13 protein-coding genes and 4 pseudogenes are annotated in these 17781 nt (G+C 70.0%); 9 read left to right on the forward strand and 8 right to left on the reverse strand.

The window, feature by feature from the left end:
- Window positions 1-330: 330 nt before the first annotated feature.
- From AB0A94_RS35345 to AB0A94_RS35360, 4 genes are all read left to right on the forward strand, one after another.
- Window positions 331-1335, forward strand: coding sequence for an aminotransferase class IV (locus AB0A94_RS35345; RefSeq protein ID WP_361750672.1), 1005 nt, complete (start codon window positions 331-333; stop codon window positions 1333-1335).
- The gene (locus AB0A94_RS35350) at window positions 1332-2393 is read left to right on the forward strand and encodes a Gfo/Idh/MocA family oxidoreductase (protein WP_361750674.1); all 1062 of its coding nucleotides are present in this window, start codon (window positions 1332-1334) and stop codon (window positions 2391-2393) included. Before AB0A94_RS35345 ends, AB0A94_RS35350 begins: the two co-directional genes overlap by 4 nt.
- A gap of 303 nt (window positions 2394-2696) precedes the next feature.
- Complete coding sequence (locus AB0A94_RS35355; protein WP_361750676.1) at window positions 2697-3677, forward strand: DUF3500 domain-containing protein; 981 nt, start codon at window positions 2697-2699, stop codon at window positions 3675-3677.
- 73 nt (window positions 3678-3750) lie between these two features.
- On the forward strand, window positions 3751-4533 hold the full coding sequence (locus AB0A94_RS35360; RefSeq protein WP_361750678.1) for an SDR family oxidoreductase: 783 nt from the start codon (window positions 3751-3753) through the stop codon (window positions 4531-4533).
- Between the two features lie 631 nt (window positions 4534-5164).
- Here AB0A94_RS35360 and AB0A94_RS35365 read toward each other — a convergent pair.
- Entirely contained in the window at window positions 5165-6904 is a 1740-nt protein-coding gene (locus AB0A94_RS35365; protein WP_361750680.1) for a BTAD domain-containing putative transcriptional regulator, read from the reverse strand.
- A 251-nt stretch (window positions 6905-7155) separates the two neighbouring features.
- On the opposite strand from AB0A94_RS35365, the gene AB0A94_RS35370 reads away from it, so the two are divergent.
- On the forward strand, window positions 7156-8445 hold the full coding sequence (locus tag AB0A94_RS35370; protein ID WP_361750682.1) for an MFS transporter: 1290 nt from the start codon (window positions 7156-7158) through the stop codon (window positions 8443-8445).
- Window positions 8446-8509: 64 nt separating this feature from the next.
- Here the strand turns inward: AB0A94_RS35370 and AB0A94_RS35375 are convergent.
- Both AB0A94_RS35375 and AB0A94_RS35380 read right to left on the reverse strand, forming a co-directional pair.
- Window positions 8510-9049 (reverse strand): annotated as a pseudogene (locus tag AB0A94_RS35375) (DDE-type integrase/transposase/recombinase); the annotation flags it as partial.
- Window positions 9048-9338, reverse strand: a pseudogene (locus AB0A94_RS35380) (hypothetical protein); the annotation flags it as partial. The pseudogenes AB0A94_RS35375 and AB0A94_RS35380, both read right to left, overlap by 2 nt.
- Before the next feature lie 261 nt (window positions 9339-9599).
- Here AB0A94_RS35380 and AB0A94_RS35385 point away from each other — a divergent pair.
- Window positions 9600-10742, forward strand: coding sequence for a hypothetical protein (locus AB0A94_RS35385; RefSeq protein ID WP_361750684.1), 1143 nt, complete (start codon window positions 9600-9602; stop codon window positions 10740-10742).
- A 780-nt stretch (window positions 10743-11522) separates the two neighbouring features.
- Here the strand turns inward: AB0A94_RS35385 and AB0A94_RS35390 are convergent.
- Entirely contained in the window at window positions 11523-12587 is a 1065-nt protein-coding gene (locus AB0A94_RS35390; protein ID WP_361750686.1) for an alpha/beta hydrolase, read from the reverse strand.
- A gap of 116 nt (window positions 12588-12703) precedes the next feature.
- Here AB0A94_RS35390 and AB0A94_RS35395 point away from each other — a divergent pair, with 116 nt between their 5' ends.
- Both AB0A94_RS35395 and AB0A94_RS35400 read left to right on the forward strand, forming a co-directional pair.
- Complete coding sequence (locus AB0A94_RS35395; RefSeq protein WP_361750688.1) at window positions 12704-13339, forward strand: GNAT family N-acetyltransferase; 636 nt, start codon at window positions 12704-12706, stop codon at window positions 13337-13339.
- A gap of 35 nt (window positions 13340-13374) precedes the next feature.
- Window positions 13375-14220, forward strand: a complete 846-nt coding sequence (locus AB0A94_RS35400) for a PaaX family transcriptional regulator C-terminal domain-containing protein (protein ID WP_361750695.1) — start codon at window positions 13375-13377, stop codon at window positions 14218-14220.
- 432 nt (window positions 14221-14652) lie between these two features.
- On the opposite strand, the pseudogene AB0A94_RS35405 reads toward AB0A94_RS35400, so the two are convergent.
- The 4 genes and pseudogenes from AB0A94_RS35405 to AB0A94_RS35420 all read right to left on the reverse strand — a co-directional run bounded on the left by AB0A94_RS35405 (window position 14653) and on the right by AB0A94_RS35420 (window position 16717).
- Window positions 14653-14876 (reverse strand): annotated as a pseudogene (locus AB0A94_RS35405) (hypothetical protein).
- Window positions 14877-15167: 291 nt separating this feature from the next.
- Window positions 15168-15779 carry a hypothetical protein gene (locus AB0A94_RS35410; protein WP_361750690.1) on the reverse strand — a complete coding sequence of 204 codons (612 nt, stop codon included), beginning with the start codon at window positions 15777-15779 and terminating at the stop codon, window positions 15168-15170.
- A 438-nt stretch (window positions 15780-16217) separates the two neighbouring features.
- Window positions 16218-16403, reverse strand: coding sequence for a hypothetical protein (locus AB0A94_RS35415; protein ID WP_361750692.1), 186 nt, complete (start codon window positions 16401-16403; stop codon window positions 16218-16220).
- Between the two features lie 86 nt (window positions 16404-16489).
- Window positions 16490-16717: a hypothetical protein gene (locus AB0A94_RS35420; RefSeq protein WP_361750693.1), complete on the reverse strand. Its 228-nt coding sequence runs from the start codon at window positions 16715-16717 to the stop codon at window positions 16490-16492.
- Window positions 16718-17007: 290 nt separating this feature from the next.
- Between AB0A94_RS35420 and AB0A94_RS35425 the strand changes: the two are divergent.
- A pseudogene (locus AB0A94_RS35425) lies at window positions 17008-17675 on the forward strand (transposase); the annotation flags it as partial.
- Window positions 17676-17781: the final 106 nt, after the last annotated feature.

The raw sequence follows: 17781 nt of genomic DNA on the forward strand, positions 1-17781 counted from the left end.
CCTATACCTCACCTAAAGGAAGCATTGTCGGCGCCCTGAGAATGTGGACAGCCCCTGGTCGCCGTGTTTCGATTGGTCACGGCTTCCATGATCACCACAGGTCTGCTGCGAATCGAGCCGCACGTACCAGCGATTCACTTCGAGGGAGCACCATGATTTCGATGCGTCGTCCGTCGCCTGGGAGCGTCTCCGGCGGAACGCCTGTCCCGCACGGGACCGCACGGCTCGGGCCGGCCGACCGCCCCCGACAGCTGACCCCGCCGGCCGACACGGCTCCGCGCGCATAGACATCCACGTCCTCTGTCCCCGTCCTTCCGGAAAGGAACATCCATGTCTGCTGGCTACGGGCGGCTGATCTGGCGCGACGGCGTCCTCATGCCGTGGGAGGAGGCCACCGTCCACATCAGTTCGGTGGGCCACGCCTCGGTCTCAGCCGCGTTCGAAGGCGTCCACGCGTACTGGAGCAGTACGCGGGAGACGCTCCACGGCTTCCGGTTGCGCGAGCACATGCAACGCCTGCTCGACTCGCTGCGGATGAGCTGGCTGGAGTCCGAGTTCGACGCGGACGCGCTCGTCACCGCGACGGTCGAACTCCTCGCGTCCTGGCAGGCCACGGGCAAGGACCTGCACATCCGCCCGTGGGGCTTCGCCGCCGGGACGCATCGCCAGCAGATGGTGCCGCGCGGCACCCCGGCCGAGATCGCCATCGAGACCTGGGAGTTCGAGAGCAAGCTGGGCCAGGGCCGCACCTGCACGCTCGCGGTCAGCTCGTGGCCGCGCTTCCACCCCGGTGCCTCACCGGCGTCGATGAAGGTGTTCTCCAATTACCACAACGGCCGGCTGGGCAACATCGACGCCCTCGCACGCGGGGCCGACTGGCCGGTCTTCCTCAACGCCAACGGTCACGTCACCGAGTCGTCGGGGGCGTGCATCGCCCTGGTCAGCCGCGGCCGGGTGATCACTCCGCCCCTGTCCGACGGAGTGCTGGACAGCATCACCCGACGCACCCTCATCCAGCTGGCCCGGGAAGAGCTCGGCCTCGACGTGGAGACCAGGCCGGTCGAGCGCACCGAGCTGTACCTCGCCGACGAGCTCTTCCTCATGGGCACCTCGGCCGAGGTGCTGCCCGCCGTCGAGGTGGACGGCTTCCCCATCGGCGACGGCAAGACCGCGGGCGAGATCACGCAGGCGCTCGAGTCCCGCTACCACGACACCGTACGAGCCGTGACCGGCGACCACGACGAATGGCTGACCCCGGTGCACCTCGACCGGGCGCCTGGCGCGCCGTCACCCCTGTCCCCCACTCGTTCGAGCCATGCCGGGAGTACCAGGTGAAGCCTCTCGTCCATGCCGTCGTCGGCTGCGGCCGTGTCGCCCCCAACCACGTCGACGGCTTCTCCGCCCTGCCCGACGTGGAGGTGCGCTGGGCCTGCGACCGCGATCCCGCCGCCGCGAAGTCGCTGGCTCGTGAGCACGGCCTGCCGCGCGTCACGACGGACGTGAGCGAGGTGCTTGCCGACCCGGAGGTGGACAGCGTCTCCATCGTGACCGGGCACGCCACACACCACGGGCTGGTCTCGGCGGCGCTCGAAGCGGACAAGCATGTGCTCGTGGAGAAGCCTCTCGCCCTCAGCGTCGAGGACGGCACGGCCCTGACGTCCCTCGCCGAGCGCACCGGACGGGTGCTGTCGGTCGTCTCCCAACACCGCTACGACCGCGTCGTCACCGCCGTCCGGGACTGGATCGGGGCCGGCCTGCTGGGCAACCTCGTCTCGGGCGTGGTCAGCCTGCAGTGCGGCCGCGACGACGCGTACTACGCGGGCAGCGACTGGCGCGGCACCTACGCGGGTGAGGGCGGCTCGGCCATGGTCAACCAGGGCTACCACGCGCTCGACGTGACCCGCTGGCTGACCGGCGGGCTCGCGGTGGTCGGCGCGGCCGCCGGGCACACCGCGCCGCGGGGCGGCATGGAGACCGAGGACACCCTCGCGGCGCTGCTGCGCGGCCCGCAGGGCGCGCTCGTGACCTACCAGGTCACCGTGGCCAGCAGCATCACCTGGCGCACCCGCGTGGAACTCATCGGCACCGGAGGGTCGGTCCTCTTCGACCTCGACCACCCCGGGACCCTGCACATGGCGGAAGGCAACGAGGAACTGCGCGCGGCGGCGGCAGATCTCACCTCGGCGGAGACGGAGCAGGCCCCGCCGGGCATCGGCTACTACGGCATCTCCCACCGCCGGCAGATCGCGGACTTCGCGGCGGCCGTACGGGACGGGCACAGGATGGTCGCCGACGACCGGGCCGGGCTGGACAGCCTGATCCTGCTCCAGGACATCTACCGCGCGACCCTGCAGGAGGCGGCGGTACCCGCGCTGTCCGCGCCGGAGGGCTGAGCCGGGTTGCCGGTGGCGGACGCCGGTGCGGCAGCCGGCGTCCACCGCCGGGACGGGCACGAGCGCGTCCCGGCCCGGCGGTGACGTGCCAGGGATGGCGCGCGGGCGGTACGCCGCGGACCGTACGGGTCCGCCCGAACAGCATCACGGTCCTGTCGGCCCCGGCTTCACCAGCCCTGGTACGGCGAGTGAGGCCGAGGGCCCGGCGCCCCGACCGGGGCTCGGCACCAGCGGTGACTTCGCCGACCTGCGAAGGGACCGAGCCGGAACGCGCTTCGTGAAGCAGTCTCCGGAAGCGAGTGAATGGGAGATCGAAACGTGCTGCACGACGTCACCGACGCCACGCGTCGGTTCATCAAACTGCTGGACGCCGACCAGCTCGAACACGCGGTACGCGCGGTCGCCGACGACGGTCTCCGGCACCGCTGGGGGTACGCACCCGGCACACGCCCCGGCCTGGCGCTCGGCGATCTCGGGCGGGACCAGCGCAAGGCGGTGCACGGCATGCTCGCGACGGTACTCAGCCCTCACACCTACGCGCAGGCGGCGACGGTCATGGCGCTGGAGGACGTCCTCGACCGCCAGGAGGGCGGGCACCGCGACCGCCACAGCGGCGACTACTGGACGATCCTCTTCGGCACCCCGGACGGCGACGAACCGTGGGGGTGGCGGATCGAAGGCCACCACCTGTCGGTGAACGTCCTCGTCGCCGACGGCCGCGTCTCGGCGACGCCGTTCTTCCTCGGCGCGAACCCGGCCCGCGTCACCTACCGCAGCCGCGTCGTCAGCCAGCCGTTGCAGCTCGAGGAGGAACTCGCCCGCGAACTCCTCGAGCGCATGGGCCCGGCCGCCCGCCGCCTCGCCGTCGTGTCGGACCTGACGCCACAGGACATCCGCAGCAGCGACTCCCCGCGCGTCGTCCCCTCGGAACCGGTCGGCGTGACACCGGCGCAACTCGACAAGCCCGCCGGCGAGCTGCTGGTCGACCTCGTCCGCCTCTACCTCGACCGGCTCAGGCACGAACTCGCCGACCACGAGTTCGCGCGAATCGACCAGGAACGCCTGCACTTCTCCTGGGAGGGCTCGGTGCGTCGCGGCGACGGCCACTACTACCGCGTCCAAGGCCCGGGACTGCTCATCGAGTACGACAACACCTTCAACGAGGCCAACCACATCCACTCCGTCTGGCGCCGCCCTTCGCACGACTTCGGCGACGGCCTCCTCTCCGCGGGCTGCGACGCGTCACGGCACGCCGTAGCCCTTGGAAACGTCCGGAACGACTGACGAGCCCGTCGGCGGACGGCGTTCGCCTGCTTCCCCCGCACTGGCCGGGTCACCACCGCACGAGAGGAAACCCATGGAAGTCCGTCTGGACGGCCGCAGCGCCGTCATCACAGGTGCCAGCAAGGGTCTTGGGCTCGCGATGGCCAAGGAGTTCGCCGCCTCCGGCGCCGACGTGGCGCTCCTGGCCCGCGATCCCGACACCCTGGCCGAGGCCAAGGCTGTGGTCTCGGCCGGTGCCCGGGGACGGGTCGAGACCTTCAGCTGCGACGTTTCCAAGGCCGCGAGCATCCAGGAATCCCATGACGCGGTGGTCGGCGCGTTCGGGCGGGTCGACATCCTGATCAACAATGCCGGCCAGACCCGGTCCATGCCGTCGGACCAGATCACCGATGACATCTGGCAGGAGGACCTGGATCTGAAGCTCTTCGCGGCGATCCGCTTCGCCCGGCTCGTCTGGCCCGGCATGAAGCAGCGCGGATGGGGCCGGATCATCAACGTGCTCAACACCGGGGCCAAGACACCGCAGGCCAACGGCGCCCCCACGGTGGTGTCCCGAGCAGCCGGCATGGCGCTGACGAAGGTCCTCGCCGGTGAGGGCGCCCCGCACGGCATCCTGGTCAACGCCCTGCTCGTCGGCCGGATCGTGTCGGACCAGATCGTGCGTCGCTACGAAGCCGAGGAAACGGACATGTCGTTCGAGGACTACGTCGCCAAGGCCGGGGCCGACATCCCGGTCGGCCGCATGGGCAAGGCCGAGGAGTTCGCCGCCATGGCCTGCTTCCTGTGCTCGGAGCAGGCGGGATTCACGACCGGCACGGCGATCAACATGGACGGCGGCGCCTCGCCCGTGGTCTGACGCCGCCGGGTCGCGGTCCGGGCCGTGCGTACCGGTGGGGCCCTTGCGGGTCCGCGCGGACAGGGTTCCCTGGCCGACGGTGCCGGCGCCGGTTGCGGCGGCCAACGATGCGGTGCGATTGACCAGTTCACCGTTTGCTGCCAGCCGCCCGGTCAGACCACCGTCGCCGCCACGGGTCTGTACCCGGCGGGCGATGGGCAGGGCGTGGACCTCCTGGTGGCGTCCACCAGTGCCGTGTGAGACCTGAGCGAAGGTACGCGGTTTCCGCCCACGGTGAAGTCGTCCGCGGGGTTCGACAGGGTGATGGCGCGGCGAACGCCTTCAGCGCCCCGTGACGCGCCGGCTGCACGCACCGGCCCCTCCGGTGGCCGCGACCGCCACGACGGCGTGGAGGTCGCGGGGACCGGTCCGCGCCGGAGAGGTGCGGTGCCTCAGGGCCGCCGTCGGCAAGGTGCCCGGCACCGGTTGCCCCGCACGTCCCACCTGCTTCGCCTCCGTGGCTTCGCTCCCGCCGCGGCCGTGACGGTGTCACGCGTGACCACGCGCGCCGGACGGGATTCATACCGCCACGCCGGCCCGTCCCGCGAACGTCCCGAGCGGGTGGAGCGGCACGCCCTGGGCGCGGGCGTCCTCACGCCAGCGACAGCAGCCGGCGCAGAGCGTACGGGCTGCCCCCGCTGTGCTTGTGCAGTGCGAGCGTCGCCTCGGCGTCGACCTCCGCGTCGACGTGCGTGGCCACCAGTGCGGCGACCGCCTGCTCGGAGAGGCCGCCCAGCCGCAGGGTCAACGTACGGGCGCTGCTCAGCAGATGGTCCAGTGCCGTCTGGGGCGTGCTCTCGGACGCCGGGCCCGGGTCGGCGCTGGTCACCAGGACGCCGAGCGGCACCTCGGGCAACCGGCACGTGAGCAGGTACAGCAGGCTCAGGGAGGGGTAGTCGGCCGACTGCAGATCGTCCAGCACCAGCAGGAACGGCTTCTGCCGGGCCAGTGCCACGAGGATCACGCACACGGCGTCCTCGACGAGGAAGGGCGCCCGCAGCGGCGGTTGCACGTCCTCCTCCGCCGCGTCCGACGGCGCGTCGGACAGGAGGCCGCTGAGCAGACGGCTGTACCGAGCGCTGACCGTGCGGAACGCTTCGGGGCGCGTGCGGGAGAGCTCCTGCAGTATCCGGGCCCACACCCCGTACGCCGGACCGTCCTCGCTGCGGCAGGAGACGCTGATCACTTCCTGCCCGGCCTCCCGCACGCCACGCGTGACTTCGACCGTCAACTCGGTCTTGCCGATCCCGGATTGACCCGTCACCGCGGCCAGACCGCCTTCGCCGGAGAGGGCGGCGTCCGCCCAGGCGCCGAGTACGGCCAGCTCGTAGGTGCGGCCGACGAATGGCAACGATGTCAAGGGGCGGGACACCTCGGAATCGTGCGGGACGGTGATGCCGTACGTGACGCCCGCGGTGTTCAGAAGCGCAACCCGGGCAGCCGGCTCCGTCCGTTCGCGGGAGGGATCCGGCCGGTCCGCCCGCGCGCCCCACGCCGTCGTGTCCTTGTGGTCGCCGCCCGCGGGGGCCTCGGGCTGCGGGGAGGCCGTCCCGCCGGCCCGGTCCTCGTCCGTGATCACGACCGTACGCGTGGCGGTGCGGTCACCGAACGGCAGCTCCTGGCGCAGTATGGCGGCGTGGATCCGCTGGAGTTCGGCGCCGGCGTCCACGCCCAGCTCCTCCGCCAGCTGCGCACGCGTCCGCTCGAACAGCCGCAGCGCGTCGGCCTGCCGGCCCAGCCGGTACAGAGCGGTCATCAGATACGCGACCAGGCACTCGCGCGTCGGGTACCGCTGGGCCTCGGGATGGAGCCGCGCCACGACGGCGTCGTTCTCTCCGAGAGCGAGGGACGCCTCGGCGTGCAACTCCACCGCGGTCAGCCGCGCCTGCTCCAGCCGGGCGCTCTCCTCGGCCATCGGCGCGTAGTCAACGAGATCCAGGTAGGGGGTGCCCCGCCATAACTTCAGGGCGGCGCTGAGCCGGTCCTGCGCCATCCGGTGGTCCCGGGCCGTCATGTCGCGCCGCGCCTGGAGCACCAGGCGCTCGAACCGGTGGGCGTCGACCTGGTCCGGGTCGAGGGCGAGGACGTAGCCGGGCGCCTGGTGGCGCACCAGCATCGACGGGCCTCCCGGCCCCGCACCGTTGCTGAGCGCGCGGCGCATATGGGAGATGTACGTGTGCAGGGCGGCTGTCGGGCGTCGGGGAGGACGGTCGCCCCACAGCTCCTCGATGAGCTGGGGGACAGGGACGACCTGGTTCAGCCGGACCACCAGGAGTCCCAGCAGCGCCCGGTGGCGCGGGGCTCCCAGCGACAGCTCCCGTGTCCCGTGCAAGGCGGTCATCGTCCCGAAGACCCGCATCCTCAAGCCCTGAGGGGAACGCGCACGAAGTTGCTCACTCATAACTCTCCCGCTAGCGCTGAGTCGCTACGGCGTTCTGCTACCCTCCCCGCCAGTCTTTATCCGTTCGCCCCACGCGTCCTTGGCTGCCCTCGCGACGCTTGGCGACAAGGGACTGACGGTTCATCACACGAGCAAGATATAATCGCACTTGTCTTTTTCTGCCTCGGTTTGGATATCTCGGCATGCCCTCTGTTCATGGGCTCTTATCCACACGCGCGTCGCTGGCCGGCTACAGGTGGTTCCTGACCGGTTGGGGCGCCACCGCTTTCGGCAGCGGCCTGGTGCTGCCCCTCATCGTGGCCTATCTGAGAGAGATGCTGGGCGTGTCCACCTCGGGCGTCTCCCTCTACTTCGCCCTGTTCGCGCTCTCCGGGCTCGTGGTCAACCCGTTCGCCGCCTGGATCGGCCGTGTCCGGGGCCCCGGCCCGACCGCCGTCGCCGCCACGGTTTTCCAGGCCGCGGGCGCGACCTGGCTCACGACGGCGGACTCGATGGCGGCCACGGTGCCCGCCGCCTGCCTGTCCGGTGCGGGCACGGGCATCTACTACGCGGTCCAGACCCCTTTGCTGACCAAGGCGTTCGGCGACGCGGCGTTCAGCCGCGTGCTGTCCGGGCAGCACCGCGCGTCCGCGCTGATGATGACGGCCGGTTCTCTGCTGGGCGGCCAGGCCGTCCAGTGGCTCGGTGACGATGGCTACACCCTGTGCCTGGCGGCCAACGCCGCCAGCTACCTCGCGTACGGGGTGGTACTGGTCCGCCTCGGGCGGACACGTGCGGAGCCGCGGGGTGCGGCGTCCGGCGCCGCTGAGGCCGGAGCCGCCGCGCCGGGCAGGCGCTTCGCCGCCCTGCGCGATCCGGTGTTCCTGCGCCTGCTGGCGCTCCAGTCGGCCCTCGTGATCTTCGGGCTCGGCCAGTTCGAGTCCGTGGTGCCCGCCGTGATGCGCGACGCGCACTTCTCAGTGGTGGCGATCAGCGTCGTCATCGCGTGCAACACCGCCGGGATCATCGTGTTCCAGGGACTCGCGCTGCGCCTCGTCGAACGTGTCGGCTACACGGGTGCCCTGTGGGTGGCGATCCTGACCTGGCTGGTGGCGCTGGCCTTCCAGGCTGGCGCCCTGCTGCTTCCCGCGCCGCGTGGACGACTGCTGCTGGGTGTCCTGTTCGGCCTCGTCTTCGCCGTCGGGCAGTGCCTCATCGCCCCCAGCGTCCAACCACTCGTCACCCGCACCGCTCCGCCCGGGGCCGTGGAGAGCTATGCCGCCGCCACGTCGCTCGCGCACGGCCTCGGCATGTTCGTCGCGCCCCTGGTGCTGTTCCCCGTCGTCGAGAGCGGCGGGACCGGAAGCTACCTCTCCGTCCAGCTCCTCGGCTACGGCCTGGCCCTGTACGTCCTGTGGTCGTTCCACACCCGGAGGGTCACCCCGCGCGAGGAAGTCGCCCAGCCCGCCGACAAAACGTACATGTCGCGGTGACACGGGGCCCAACGTGTGCGCTCACGCCCCTGCGAGCGGGGGCGCCCGGTGGCGCGCGACGGTGGTTGTCGGTAAGGACGCGTTCGATCGTGATGCCGCGTGCGGCGAACCAGGCGGCAGCCCGGGTGAGGAAACCGGTGCAGGTGGCGGCCCTCTCGTCGGGCAGGTCCTCGGTGTAGACGAGGCGGGTGTGGTCGTCCAGAGCGGTGTGCAGGTACGCATAGCCGGTCCCGGTTCGGTTGCGCCGGCCTTCGGCACGGCCCCGGGTGCGGTGCCCGCCGCCGTCGGGGATGCGGCCGAGCTTCTTGACGTCGATGGGGACCAGTTCACCGGGTCGGGCTCGCTCGAAGCGGCGCACCGGTTCGCCGGTGGCCCGGTCCAGCGTGGCCGGGGCCGGCAGGTTGTTGCGGCCCAGGATGCGGTGCGCGATGGAGGCGGCGATGCCGCATCGTGCGGCCAGACGCACCGGGCCGATCCCGTGTTAGCGGCGCAGGCGCACGACCTGGGCCTCGATCTCAGGTGGGGTGCGGCGTGGCTGACGGTGCGGACGGCTGGAGCGGTCGTGCATGCCGACCCCGCCAGCTGCCGGGAGCGGCCGGCTCAGCGTGCAACGCCTGGTGGTTCACCGACAGCACCTCGGTGCCAGCCGTGTCCTGACGGTGGGGCACCGCCCGGCGCGGTCCCACCGGCTATCTTCTGCGAGGATCCGTCGGTCACCACGGCGGGCGCATCCGCCTCGACCAGCGCCTCCAGATACTGCTCCAGACCGATCACCCGGCGCCGGAGCACTTCTTCCGCCTCCGCAGAGCCGCCTGAACCCGCTCCAGCTCGGCTTCGAGTTCCTCCCCCCGCACCGCCGCAGCCTTCCGCCGCGTCTTCAGAACCGCCCGCATCGACGGCACCCGCCACCCCCACGACATCTCGGCCAGTAACGGAGCGAGACTCCCGCGACAACCGCGATCTCATGCCTGACCAGCAGAAACCGCACACGAGGTTCAGAAAGAGAACGGCCTCTCACAGTCGTCGTCTCAAAGTGGAGGGGGGCCGCACGCGCTCCGGCAACGTCGGACGTCAAGCGGAACAGGCGATATCCCTTGTGGTGGTCAGAACTCGCAGGGAGTACGGAGATAACACGGGGGTACACCCAGGCGGCAATGGACCATGCCACGGGGCAGACCCCTGACCAACGCTCCTGCCTGTTCCCCGAAGGGACACCGATGCGAAGACGACTTTTCCGCGCCCGCCTGCTGCTGACGCTCGCGGCCTTGCTGAGCTTATCGCTCGGTGCCGCGCCCGCGACACAGGCTGCACCGACGGACGAGGGCACCGTACTGCCGATCGCGTACCACTGCGATCTCGCGGTAGATCCGCTCCACGAACGGGTATTCGTCTCCGACTACACCACGGGCAGTGTCCTGGTAGCCGACTACCACGGCCGCCTGATCCACAGAATCAAGGACCTGCCAGGAGTGTGCGACCTGGAGTTGTCCGCTGACTCCCGCACGCTCTACGCGCCGCTCGCCCTCGGCGACGCCATCAGCGTCATCGATACCGGTTCCGCCCGGCAGCGAGCCCGTCATGCCACCGGCGTCGGCACCGCACCGTTCCACGTGGCGCTGAGCGGCCGGACACTGTTCTTCGGTTACGGAGAACAGTGGGAGGCGAGCATCGGCTCGCTCACACTCGGCACCTCCACCCCGAAGGTGCGTCTGGGGCTCATCCCCGAGGGCGACTTCAGCGGTGCGCCGCTCCTGGCAACCTCCCCCGCAGCACCAGGAATTCTCGTCGCCGGAGACCAGAACACCTCTCCAGGGCACCTCTCGGTGTACGACGTCTCCGGGGAAAGCCCTGTCCTTCACACGACGGTGCGCGGGCCTGGCGGCAGCTCCAACTTCAGCGACCTGGCCATCACTCCGGACGGCAAGAGGCTGCTGACCGCGTCCGGGGCGCCCTACCACCATCCCTCGTTCCGGCTGCCGGACCTGGCCGAGGAGCACACGTATGCGAGCACGTCGTATCCCAACGCCGTTGCGGTCTCCTCGCGGGGCGACGTCGCAGCTGGCGTGAACAGCATCGAACCCGACCCGGACGTATACCTGTATCGGGCCGGGGCCGACTCCCCCTACCGCACGGTGTTCCTCGCCCCGGCCACCGGGTTCGACGCCGGCTACCTGCGGCACCGTGGTCTCGCATGGGCACCGGACGGAACCCGTCTGTTCGCGATCAGCGGGCACAACGATGAGGAAACCCTGCGTCTCGTGGTCATACCGTCAGCACACCAGCCGACGGCCGGCTAGGACTCCGCGGTGGCCCTGCCGACGCCGATGTGGCGTCGGCAGGGCCACGGCCTCCGCATGCAGTCGGGCGCGTCACCAACACATCAGAACGGCACGGCCAAAACTCGTGTGAGGTCGTGATCGATGTGTGTGTTCCGCTGCTGTGCCGGGGTGGAAGGTGGGTGTGACACGTCGACAGTTCGGTCATGGCCGGTGGGATTTCGTCGAGCCGTACTTGCTGGCAGGCGAGTGCGGCCCCTCCCCCGTGAGGTCGCGTGATCAGTTCGAAGGTGTGATCTGGTGTTTCCGTCGCCGGAAACATGTCACCCTGGACGCAGGCATGAAAGCAGCAGGTCATAGATACTTTGAGGTCCCGAAGAAGGACCGCCGGGCGCCCGGAGCGTCACGGCCCCACGTCGTTTCGGCACCGGCAGTCTGGCGCGTCACGGCTACTCGTAGTACGCAGCGCCTCCCCCTGTATGAAGCCTCACGTCGGTGGAGTCGCGTCGGTGCACCCAGTGCGTACGAGTGGCCCGCCGTCGAGGGAGCAGTGTGATCGAAATTCGCTGACGAGGCCCCTCACCGCAGAGGACTTCCGACGGCTTCCGGACCCCGGGGCGCCCGCCGCTCTTCCCGACCACTCGGCGGAGTTGTGGCAACAGCTCGCGAAGTGGCAGGAAGCCGAGAAGCCGGCTCTCTTGAGAGCGCTCTGATGGCTATGGCCCTTCGGCGTTCGCTTCAAAGTGCACCGGGCGGCACACGTGAACGTGCACCGTGCGCCATGGCCGGGTCTGCGGGGTGTCATGAGGTGGCGTGACTGCCTCGGCTGAGTTCCTTGAGGAACTGTCTTTGATCGTGCAGGAATCCGTCCGCGAAGAGCGAGTGGGGAGAGAGGAGCGCGGTGAGCGTGATCTTGAGGTCCGACTGCTCAATGGACTGCTTGAGCAGTGAATGGGTCGCGTCCGGGTAACGCCTGACCGTCAATGCACCGCCTGCGTCCAGCACCTTGTGGTACGTGCGCTCCGTGTCGGCGGTGTCCACGTTGATGTCATGGCCCGCGAGGGTCAGCAGCACCGGTACGCCGCGCAGGGCGCGGAGGTCTCGCGTGGCGTCCGCGGTGTAGTTCTTGGAGACGAAGCCCCAGCGGTCGGCGGTCATGCCGTCCGCGTCGCCGCCCATCGCCCTGACGTACTCCTCGAAGCTCGCGTGGCGTCCCAGCAGCCGACGGGTGGTGTCGCTCTTGGCGACCTCCGCCTTGGTGCGGGCTGCTGATGCGCCGTCGGCGCGCAGCTCGGCGAGGAGGTTGTAGCGGCCTTGCTGGAGCCAGTTGATCGCGGGCGAGACGGCGATGACGAAGCTCACGGGCGTCTTGGCGGCGATCTTCGGCAGGACCCAGCCCGCCTGGCTGGCGCCCCAGAGTCCGATCCGGTCGCCGTCGATGTCCGGGCGGGCGCGGGCCCAGGTGATGGCGGCGGCCGCCTCGTCGGCCCGGTCGTCCATGGACTGGTCGAGCCAGTTTCCGGGCGTGCCCGCGACGCCGGGCTTGTCCCAGGACAGGGAGGCGTACCCGGCTTTGGCGTTCGCCTCCCACATGGGCTTGTAACCGTCGTCGTGGGTGGCGTCGACGGGGCCGTCGCCGTGGACGTACACGACCAGGCCGTGGTGCTTGCGGCCGTCCCTGGGGACGGCCAGTACGCCGCTGAGGGTGTGGCCGCCGTGGCGGATCGTGACCCGCTGCTCGTCCATGTCGTAGGAGTTCTGCCACAGCACCACACCGACGAGGCCGACGGCCACGACCAGGATCGTGACGAGTGACCACACGGTGATGCGGAGCCCGCGTCGTCGGGGCCGGGTCTTCGGACACATGGGAGGGCCGCCTCTGTTCGGGTGTGAAAAGCAGATACTGAAACTATCATCATGGGAACGACCGTTGAGCATCTGATAGTTTTGAGTCTCGGTTTCAGGAAGAGAGGAGGCACGGCATGGGACTGGACGCGACAGGGCCCGGGGCCGGACCGGTGACGGTGCAGCGGGGTGTTCCGGCTGGAGCCGAGCGGCGGGTGGCCGAGCTGTACTGGGACGCCTTCGGCCGCAAACTCGGCCCCGCCCTGAGCCCGGCGAGCAAGGCAGTGCCCTTTATCGCCGCCCACCTGAACACCGATCGAGCGGTCTGCGCACTCCTCGACGGGCAGCTCGTCGGCCTCGCCGGCTACCACCACGGCGGGCGAGCCCTCACCGGAGGATCGGCCCGCGCCGTGCTGCGCGCTTACGGGCACCTGCGTGGACTGCACCGACTCCTGCTCCTCGCCCTGTTCGAACGTCACCCGGCCCCCGGACAGCTCGTCATGGACGGCATCGCCGTGGACCCGGACATGCGCGGCCGCGGCGTCGGAGGCCTGCTCATCGAGGAAGTGGCCGCCGTCGCGGCGGAGCAGGGCTGCCGGGAGATCAGACTGGACGTGATCGACACCAACCCGCGCGCCAGGGCCCTGTACGAGCGGCGCGGCTTCACGGCCGTACGGACCGAGCACACGCCCTATCTGCGCGGGTTGCTCGGATTCGGCGCGGTGACCACCATGCACCGCCCGGTCGGAACAGGAGGGGTGAGGGAACTGTGAGCGCCGACACCGACCACGTCGAGGTCCCCACCCGCATGCTCGTCCACGCGCTGATCCGCGAGGACGGCACCGTCGGCGCGGACGAGCTGTACACCGTCGCCAACACCCTGGGCATGAGCGACCAGCAGGTACGGCTGTGCGTCAAACGCCTCGTGGCCGAAGGCCGATTCACCCACGAAGGCCGAGGCCGCAAGGCGGAACTGCACGCGACCACGGACACCGTGCGTGCCCTCGTCCCCAACGCGGACTTCCTGCGGCACGCATTCCAGCAGGACGCCGGGCTCGCGCCCTGGGACGGGGTCTGGCACCTGGCCGCCTTCGCGGTGCCCGAGTCGGCGCGCACCGCCCGGGACGCCCTGCGCGAGACGCTCCTCCACCTCGGCGGCGCCCCGCTCCAGGGCGGACTCTACGTCTGCGCCAACACATGGGAACCGTACGTCGAAGAAGCGGCCCACCGCATCGGCGCCCACGACGCGCTCACCCTCCTCACCACGACGGACCTGCGCAGGGGCGACACCCGGGAGCCTGCCGAACTCGCCCGCCGTCTGTGGCCTCTCCAGGAGATCGCCGACCGCTACCACCGCCTCAGCCGCATCACCCAGCCCCGCCTCGCCCGGCTCACCGGCCCTGTCGAACTCTCCCCGGCCGCACTTCTCACCATCGCCGTCGAGCTGGCCGCCGAACTCACCCGCGCCATGGAGCCCGACCCGCTGCTGCCGCCTCAGCTCCTGCCCCAGCCCTGGCCCGGCACCCAGGCCCGGGAGCTCATCGCCCGGTGCTGGGCGGCCCTGCACGAACGCGACCACGGCGAGGCCCGCCCGGCCCTCTTCCGCCTCTACGCCGACATCACCCGAGAAACAGCCGACCGGGCCACGCGCTGAAGGCGCAACAGACGGCGCAGGTCATGCCGGTTGGGTGAAGTCACCGCGAGGGCACCCGCCCTTGCGGACAGACGGGCATCAGATCAAGGTTGTGCACTTTGATTCGTACCGATCGGTGCATGTTCGGGTGTACGCCGACAGCCTCCATCCGGATCCGCTCACGAAACGCCTGCCGTTCAGGCGTCAGCCCACCACCCTGCGGATACCTCGGGCAAACGGCATACCGTGACGATCACATGCCGTCAGCCCCAGCGACACCACGCCAACAATCCCAGTAGAACCCAGGCGTCACTGGTCCACTTTTCAGCCGTCGCCGACAGATATCCGTGTCCACGCTCCCCCGTGTCTGTCGTTGTTTACGGGCAACGCTATGCCGAGGCAGACGACCCGATGGGCGATTGCACACCTCGTGGCTCGAAAGATGCGGCTGGTTCAGGCGGCACGGAAATCATGAGCCGGACCGCCGCGCCACTCCACCACCGACGGTCATCCACCGCGGCGTCCGGATCGTCGATGCCGGCGCCTTCGAGGAACACCGCCAGGTCGTGATCACTGTAGGCGATGCCCAGAATCTCGTCCCGGCCGTGCCGGTGCCCAGTGACCCTCCGGCCCCCGAAGATCGAGGGCCGGTGCACGACGATGGGCGCGCCACTCACACCTTCCAGCGTGCTCCTGCCAACCCGAAAGCGCGAGCAGTGTGCGGGGAGCGGTCAGCGGCCGGGGTCGTTGATGCCGGAGGCCAGCTCCCCCACAGCGCCCAGCACGCCCTGCCCGAACGCGGTCGGCGTGACGAGGATGCCGAAGACCAGGACGGCCAGCACCGTCAGCTTCTCGTCCGGGGTCGGACCACCGGTCGTTCCGCCCTTCGCCCTCGGTGCACACCACTTACCAGCGAGGCCGCTCGCGCCATGTACCACCGGCGGTTCGCGGCCCGTCGGCCGGGCGGGTCAGATGCCCATGGAGGCCATTTCGATGGGTGAGCGGTAGTTGGCCGCGGCGGTGACCACGCAGGCGCGATACGTCCGGTCGCTCTTCACGGCCAGGAAGTAGTCGCGAAGGTTCTTCCAATAGTTGACCAGATAGCCGAGTCCGGGCACGAAGCCGGCCGGGCGCGGCACGAGGGCGAAAGCCTCGCTGCACTTGAGGATCTCGCCGGTGGCCGTTGACAGTACGTTGGCCACCTCGGCGTTCATGTTCCATCCGGCCGCCAGCTCGGGTGTCCAGATGACACCGGCGATGGCCCGCAACTGCTCCTGCTCCTCGGGCGTGGGGTCGCTCATCGCTATCGCCTGCGCGGTCACCGGGGCGCCGGCCGCCGCACCACCAGCGGCTGCCGTGGCCGGTCCCACCATGGCCGTTGCGACCAGGATCGCCGTGAGCGCGACGGCGATCCTGGCGCCTTCGCGTCTTCTGTCACTGCTGCCTGTGGTCACCGTGTGTCCCTCCCGTTGACGGCCTTCGACGCCCGAAGGTGACATGGCGCCGACAAGGCGGTCAACGGCGACAATCACGCCACACGCCCTCACGATCCGGTCGGCAATGGAGGTCGCGATCCACACCGAACCCAGAAGGCCCTCACCCGTTCAAGCACCCAGCACGCCGTCGCCGGCCGGGCGTGGGCGGGGGCCGCGGTGCGGGAGTCGGGTGCGGGCGGCAGGGCGTCCCGGATCTGCCGCAGGCCCGCGGCCTGTTGCGTGCCGCGGGGGATCTCGCTGCGCCGCAGGGGGTGCCTTCGCGGGCGGGGTGCGGCCATGGCGGTGCCGTTCTTGCGACCGGTCCCACGATCCGGCGCCTGATGGGCGGCCGGAACCGCCACGGCGGGGCGCCGTGAGTGACGCGGCGCGTCTGGTGCCTACCTGTCCGCGTCGGTCGTGGGTTGACGCGACACTCGGCCAGGCACCGTCACGGCGCGATGGGCAAGGGGCGGCACCACCCGGACAACGACGAACGTCCCACCCAGGTCACGGCGGCCGGTTCCCCGGGCGGAGTCTGAGTCCTTACAGGGCGGCGGGAGGGGTCTTCGGGTCGAAGACGTTCCGCGGCGCGCTCGGCCGGGCAGCGGATGTCCGGTGCAGTACCTGGGCCAGGTCGCGGTGTATCCGGTCGGCTTCCCCGCGGACCTGGACGGGGACGTCGCCGCGTTCGGCCACGAGGCGGTCGTAGACGGGGGTCTGCTGGAACACGGCGGGACGGTTTCCCTTCAGCAGGCGGTTCGCGGACTGGCGCAGTATACGAGCCCGGGCCACGCCCCGCCGGGGAGGGAGGGCGTTCAGGCCGGAACGGCGGCCTCGGTCGTCCAGACGCCGTCGAAGAGCGCGGCGATCAGGCGGGCACGGTCGTCGAGGAGTCGGCCGCAACGGTGTTTGGTGTGGGCCTTGGCGAGCCAGGCCCCGATCTTGACGGTGTCGCCGCTGACCCCCCACATCCCCACCGGGCCCGCGTCCTCCGCCCTGACCTGCCGGGAACCGATCACCCACCCGGAAACCGTCATCCTCACCGCGGCCATGGACCGCCTGCCCCCGTATCCCCTGCCACGCACCGAGCAGGCCGCCTTCCTCCCCCAGACCCGGGGCATATCAGAGCCTCCATCAGGCCCGGAGCGGTTCACCAACAGCCCTGCTGGATCAGGGCGTTACGGGCCATCCGTTCCTGGCTCACCCTCCCCCGTCACCCTCAACCGATGGTGGCGAGCCTGGACGGACACCGACCCGCCCTCCGAACTCCAGGCACTGATCGACGCGGTCACCACCGGACACGGCATCGACCTCTACCTCCGGATTTAACGAACTACCGGTAACCGGCTACCAGACCCCAGCCGCGCTCCGCCGGACAGACAAGAAGCGACTCGAGACCTGCTGCGCAACCGCAAGGTCCTCCGCGCTGACCGACTCGCCGAGACCGTTTGGGAAGCCGCCGGACGCCAGCACACCAACCTGCCCGGCGAAAAACTGACCACCCAGCTGGTGCACACCCTGGCGGCGGAGGTGCTGTCCCTCAACCAGCAGGTTGCCGAGTTCGACAAGGCGATCGAAGCCCGGTTCCGCGAACATCGGGACTTCGAAGTGATCACCAGCATGCCCGGCCTGGGCGTGATCCTCGGTGCCGAGTTCCTGGCCGCGACCGGCGGCGACATGAGTCTCTTCGGTACTCCTGACCGCTTCGCCGGCTTCGGCGGCGTTGCCCCCGTTCCCCGCGACTCCGGGAAAATCAGCGGCAACCTCCGCCACCCACGACGCTACAACCGCCGACTCCAAAGGGTCTTCTACATCTCCGCGTTGTTCAGCATTCGCCACTGCACTGAGTCCCGCCGGTTCTACGAACACAAACGCTCCGAGGGCAAGCGCCACATCCAGGCCGTCCTCGCTCTGGCCCGCCGCCGGGTCAACGTGCTCTGGGCCCTCCTGCGCGACGGACGGACCTACGAAGCCGTGCCGCCCACCGTCATCGCAGCTTGACAAACAGCATTAGAAGCCGTATCTCAACCGATCTTGGAACGTGTGGATCGAACGGAGTTCCTGGTCGGGTGATCTTCCGCAGGTACGCGCATGAAGGCAGGGCCTC

The organism is Streptomyces sp. NPDC044984 (genome assembly GCF_040646935.1).
Taxonomy (GTDB): domain Bacteria; phylum Actinomycetota; class Actinomycetes; order Streptomycetales; family Streptomycetaceae; genus Streptomyces.

Bases quoted from the DNA above. Each gene is read 5' to 3' on its own strand.
- AB0A94_RS35345 (WP_361750672.1), top strand. From the start codon at position 331: ATGTCTGCTGGCTACGGGCGGCTGATCTGGCGCGACGGCGTCCTCATG.
- AB0A94_RS35355 (WP_361750676.1), top strand. From the start codon at position 2,697: ATGGGAGATCGAAACGTGCTGCACGACGTCACCGACGCCACGCGTCGG.
- AB0A94_RS35360 (WP_361750678.1), top strand. From the start codon at position 3,751: ATGGAAGTCCGTCTGGACGGCCGCAGCGCCGTCATCACAGGTGCCAGC.
- AB0A94_RS35370 (WP_361750682.1), top strand. From the start codon at position 7,156: ATGCCCTCTGTTCATGGGCTCTTATCCACACGCGCGTCGCTGGCCGGC.
- AB0A94_RS35385 (WP_361750684.1), top strand. From the start codon at position 9,600: ATGGACCATGCCACGGGGCAGACCCCTGACCAACGCTCCTGCCTGTTC.
- AB0A94_RS35390 (WP_361750686.1), bottom strand. From the start codon at position 12,587: ATGTGTCCGAAGACCCGGCCCCGACGACGCGGGCTCCGCATCACCGTG.
- AB0A94_RS35395 (WP_361750688.1), top strand. From the start codon at position 12,704: ATGGGACTGGACGCGACAGGGCCCGGGGCCGGACCGGTGACGGTGCAG.
- AB0A94_RS35400 (WP_361750695.1), top strand. From the start codon at position 13,375: ATGCTCGTCCACGCGCTGATCCGCGAGGACGGCACCGTCGGCGCGGAC.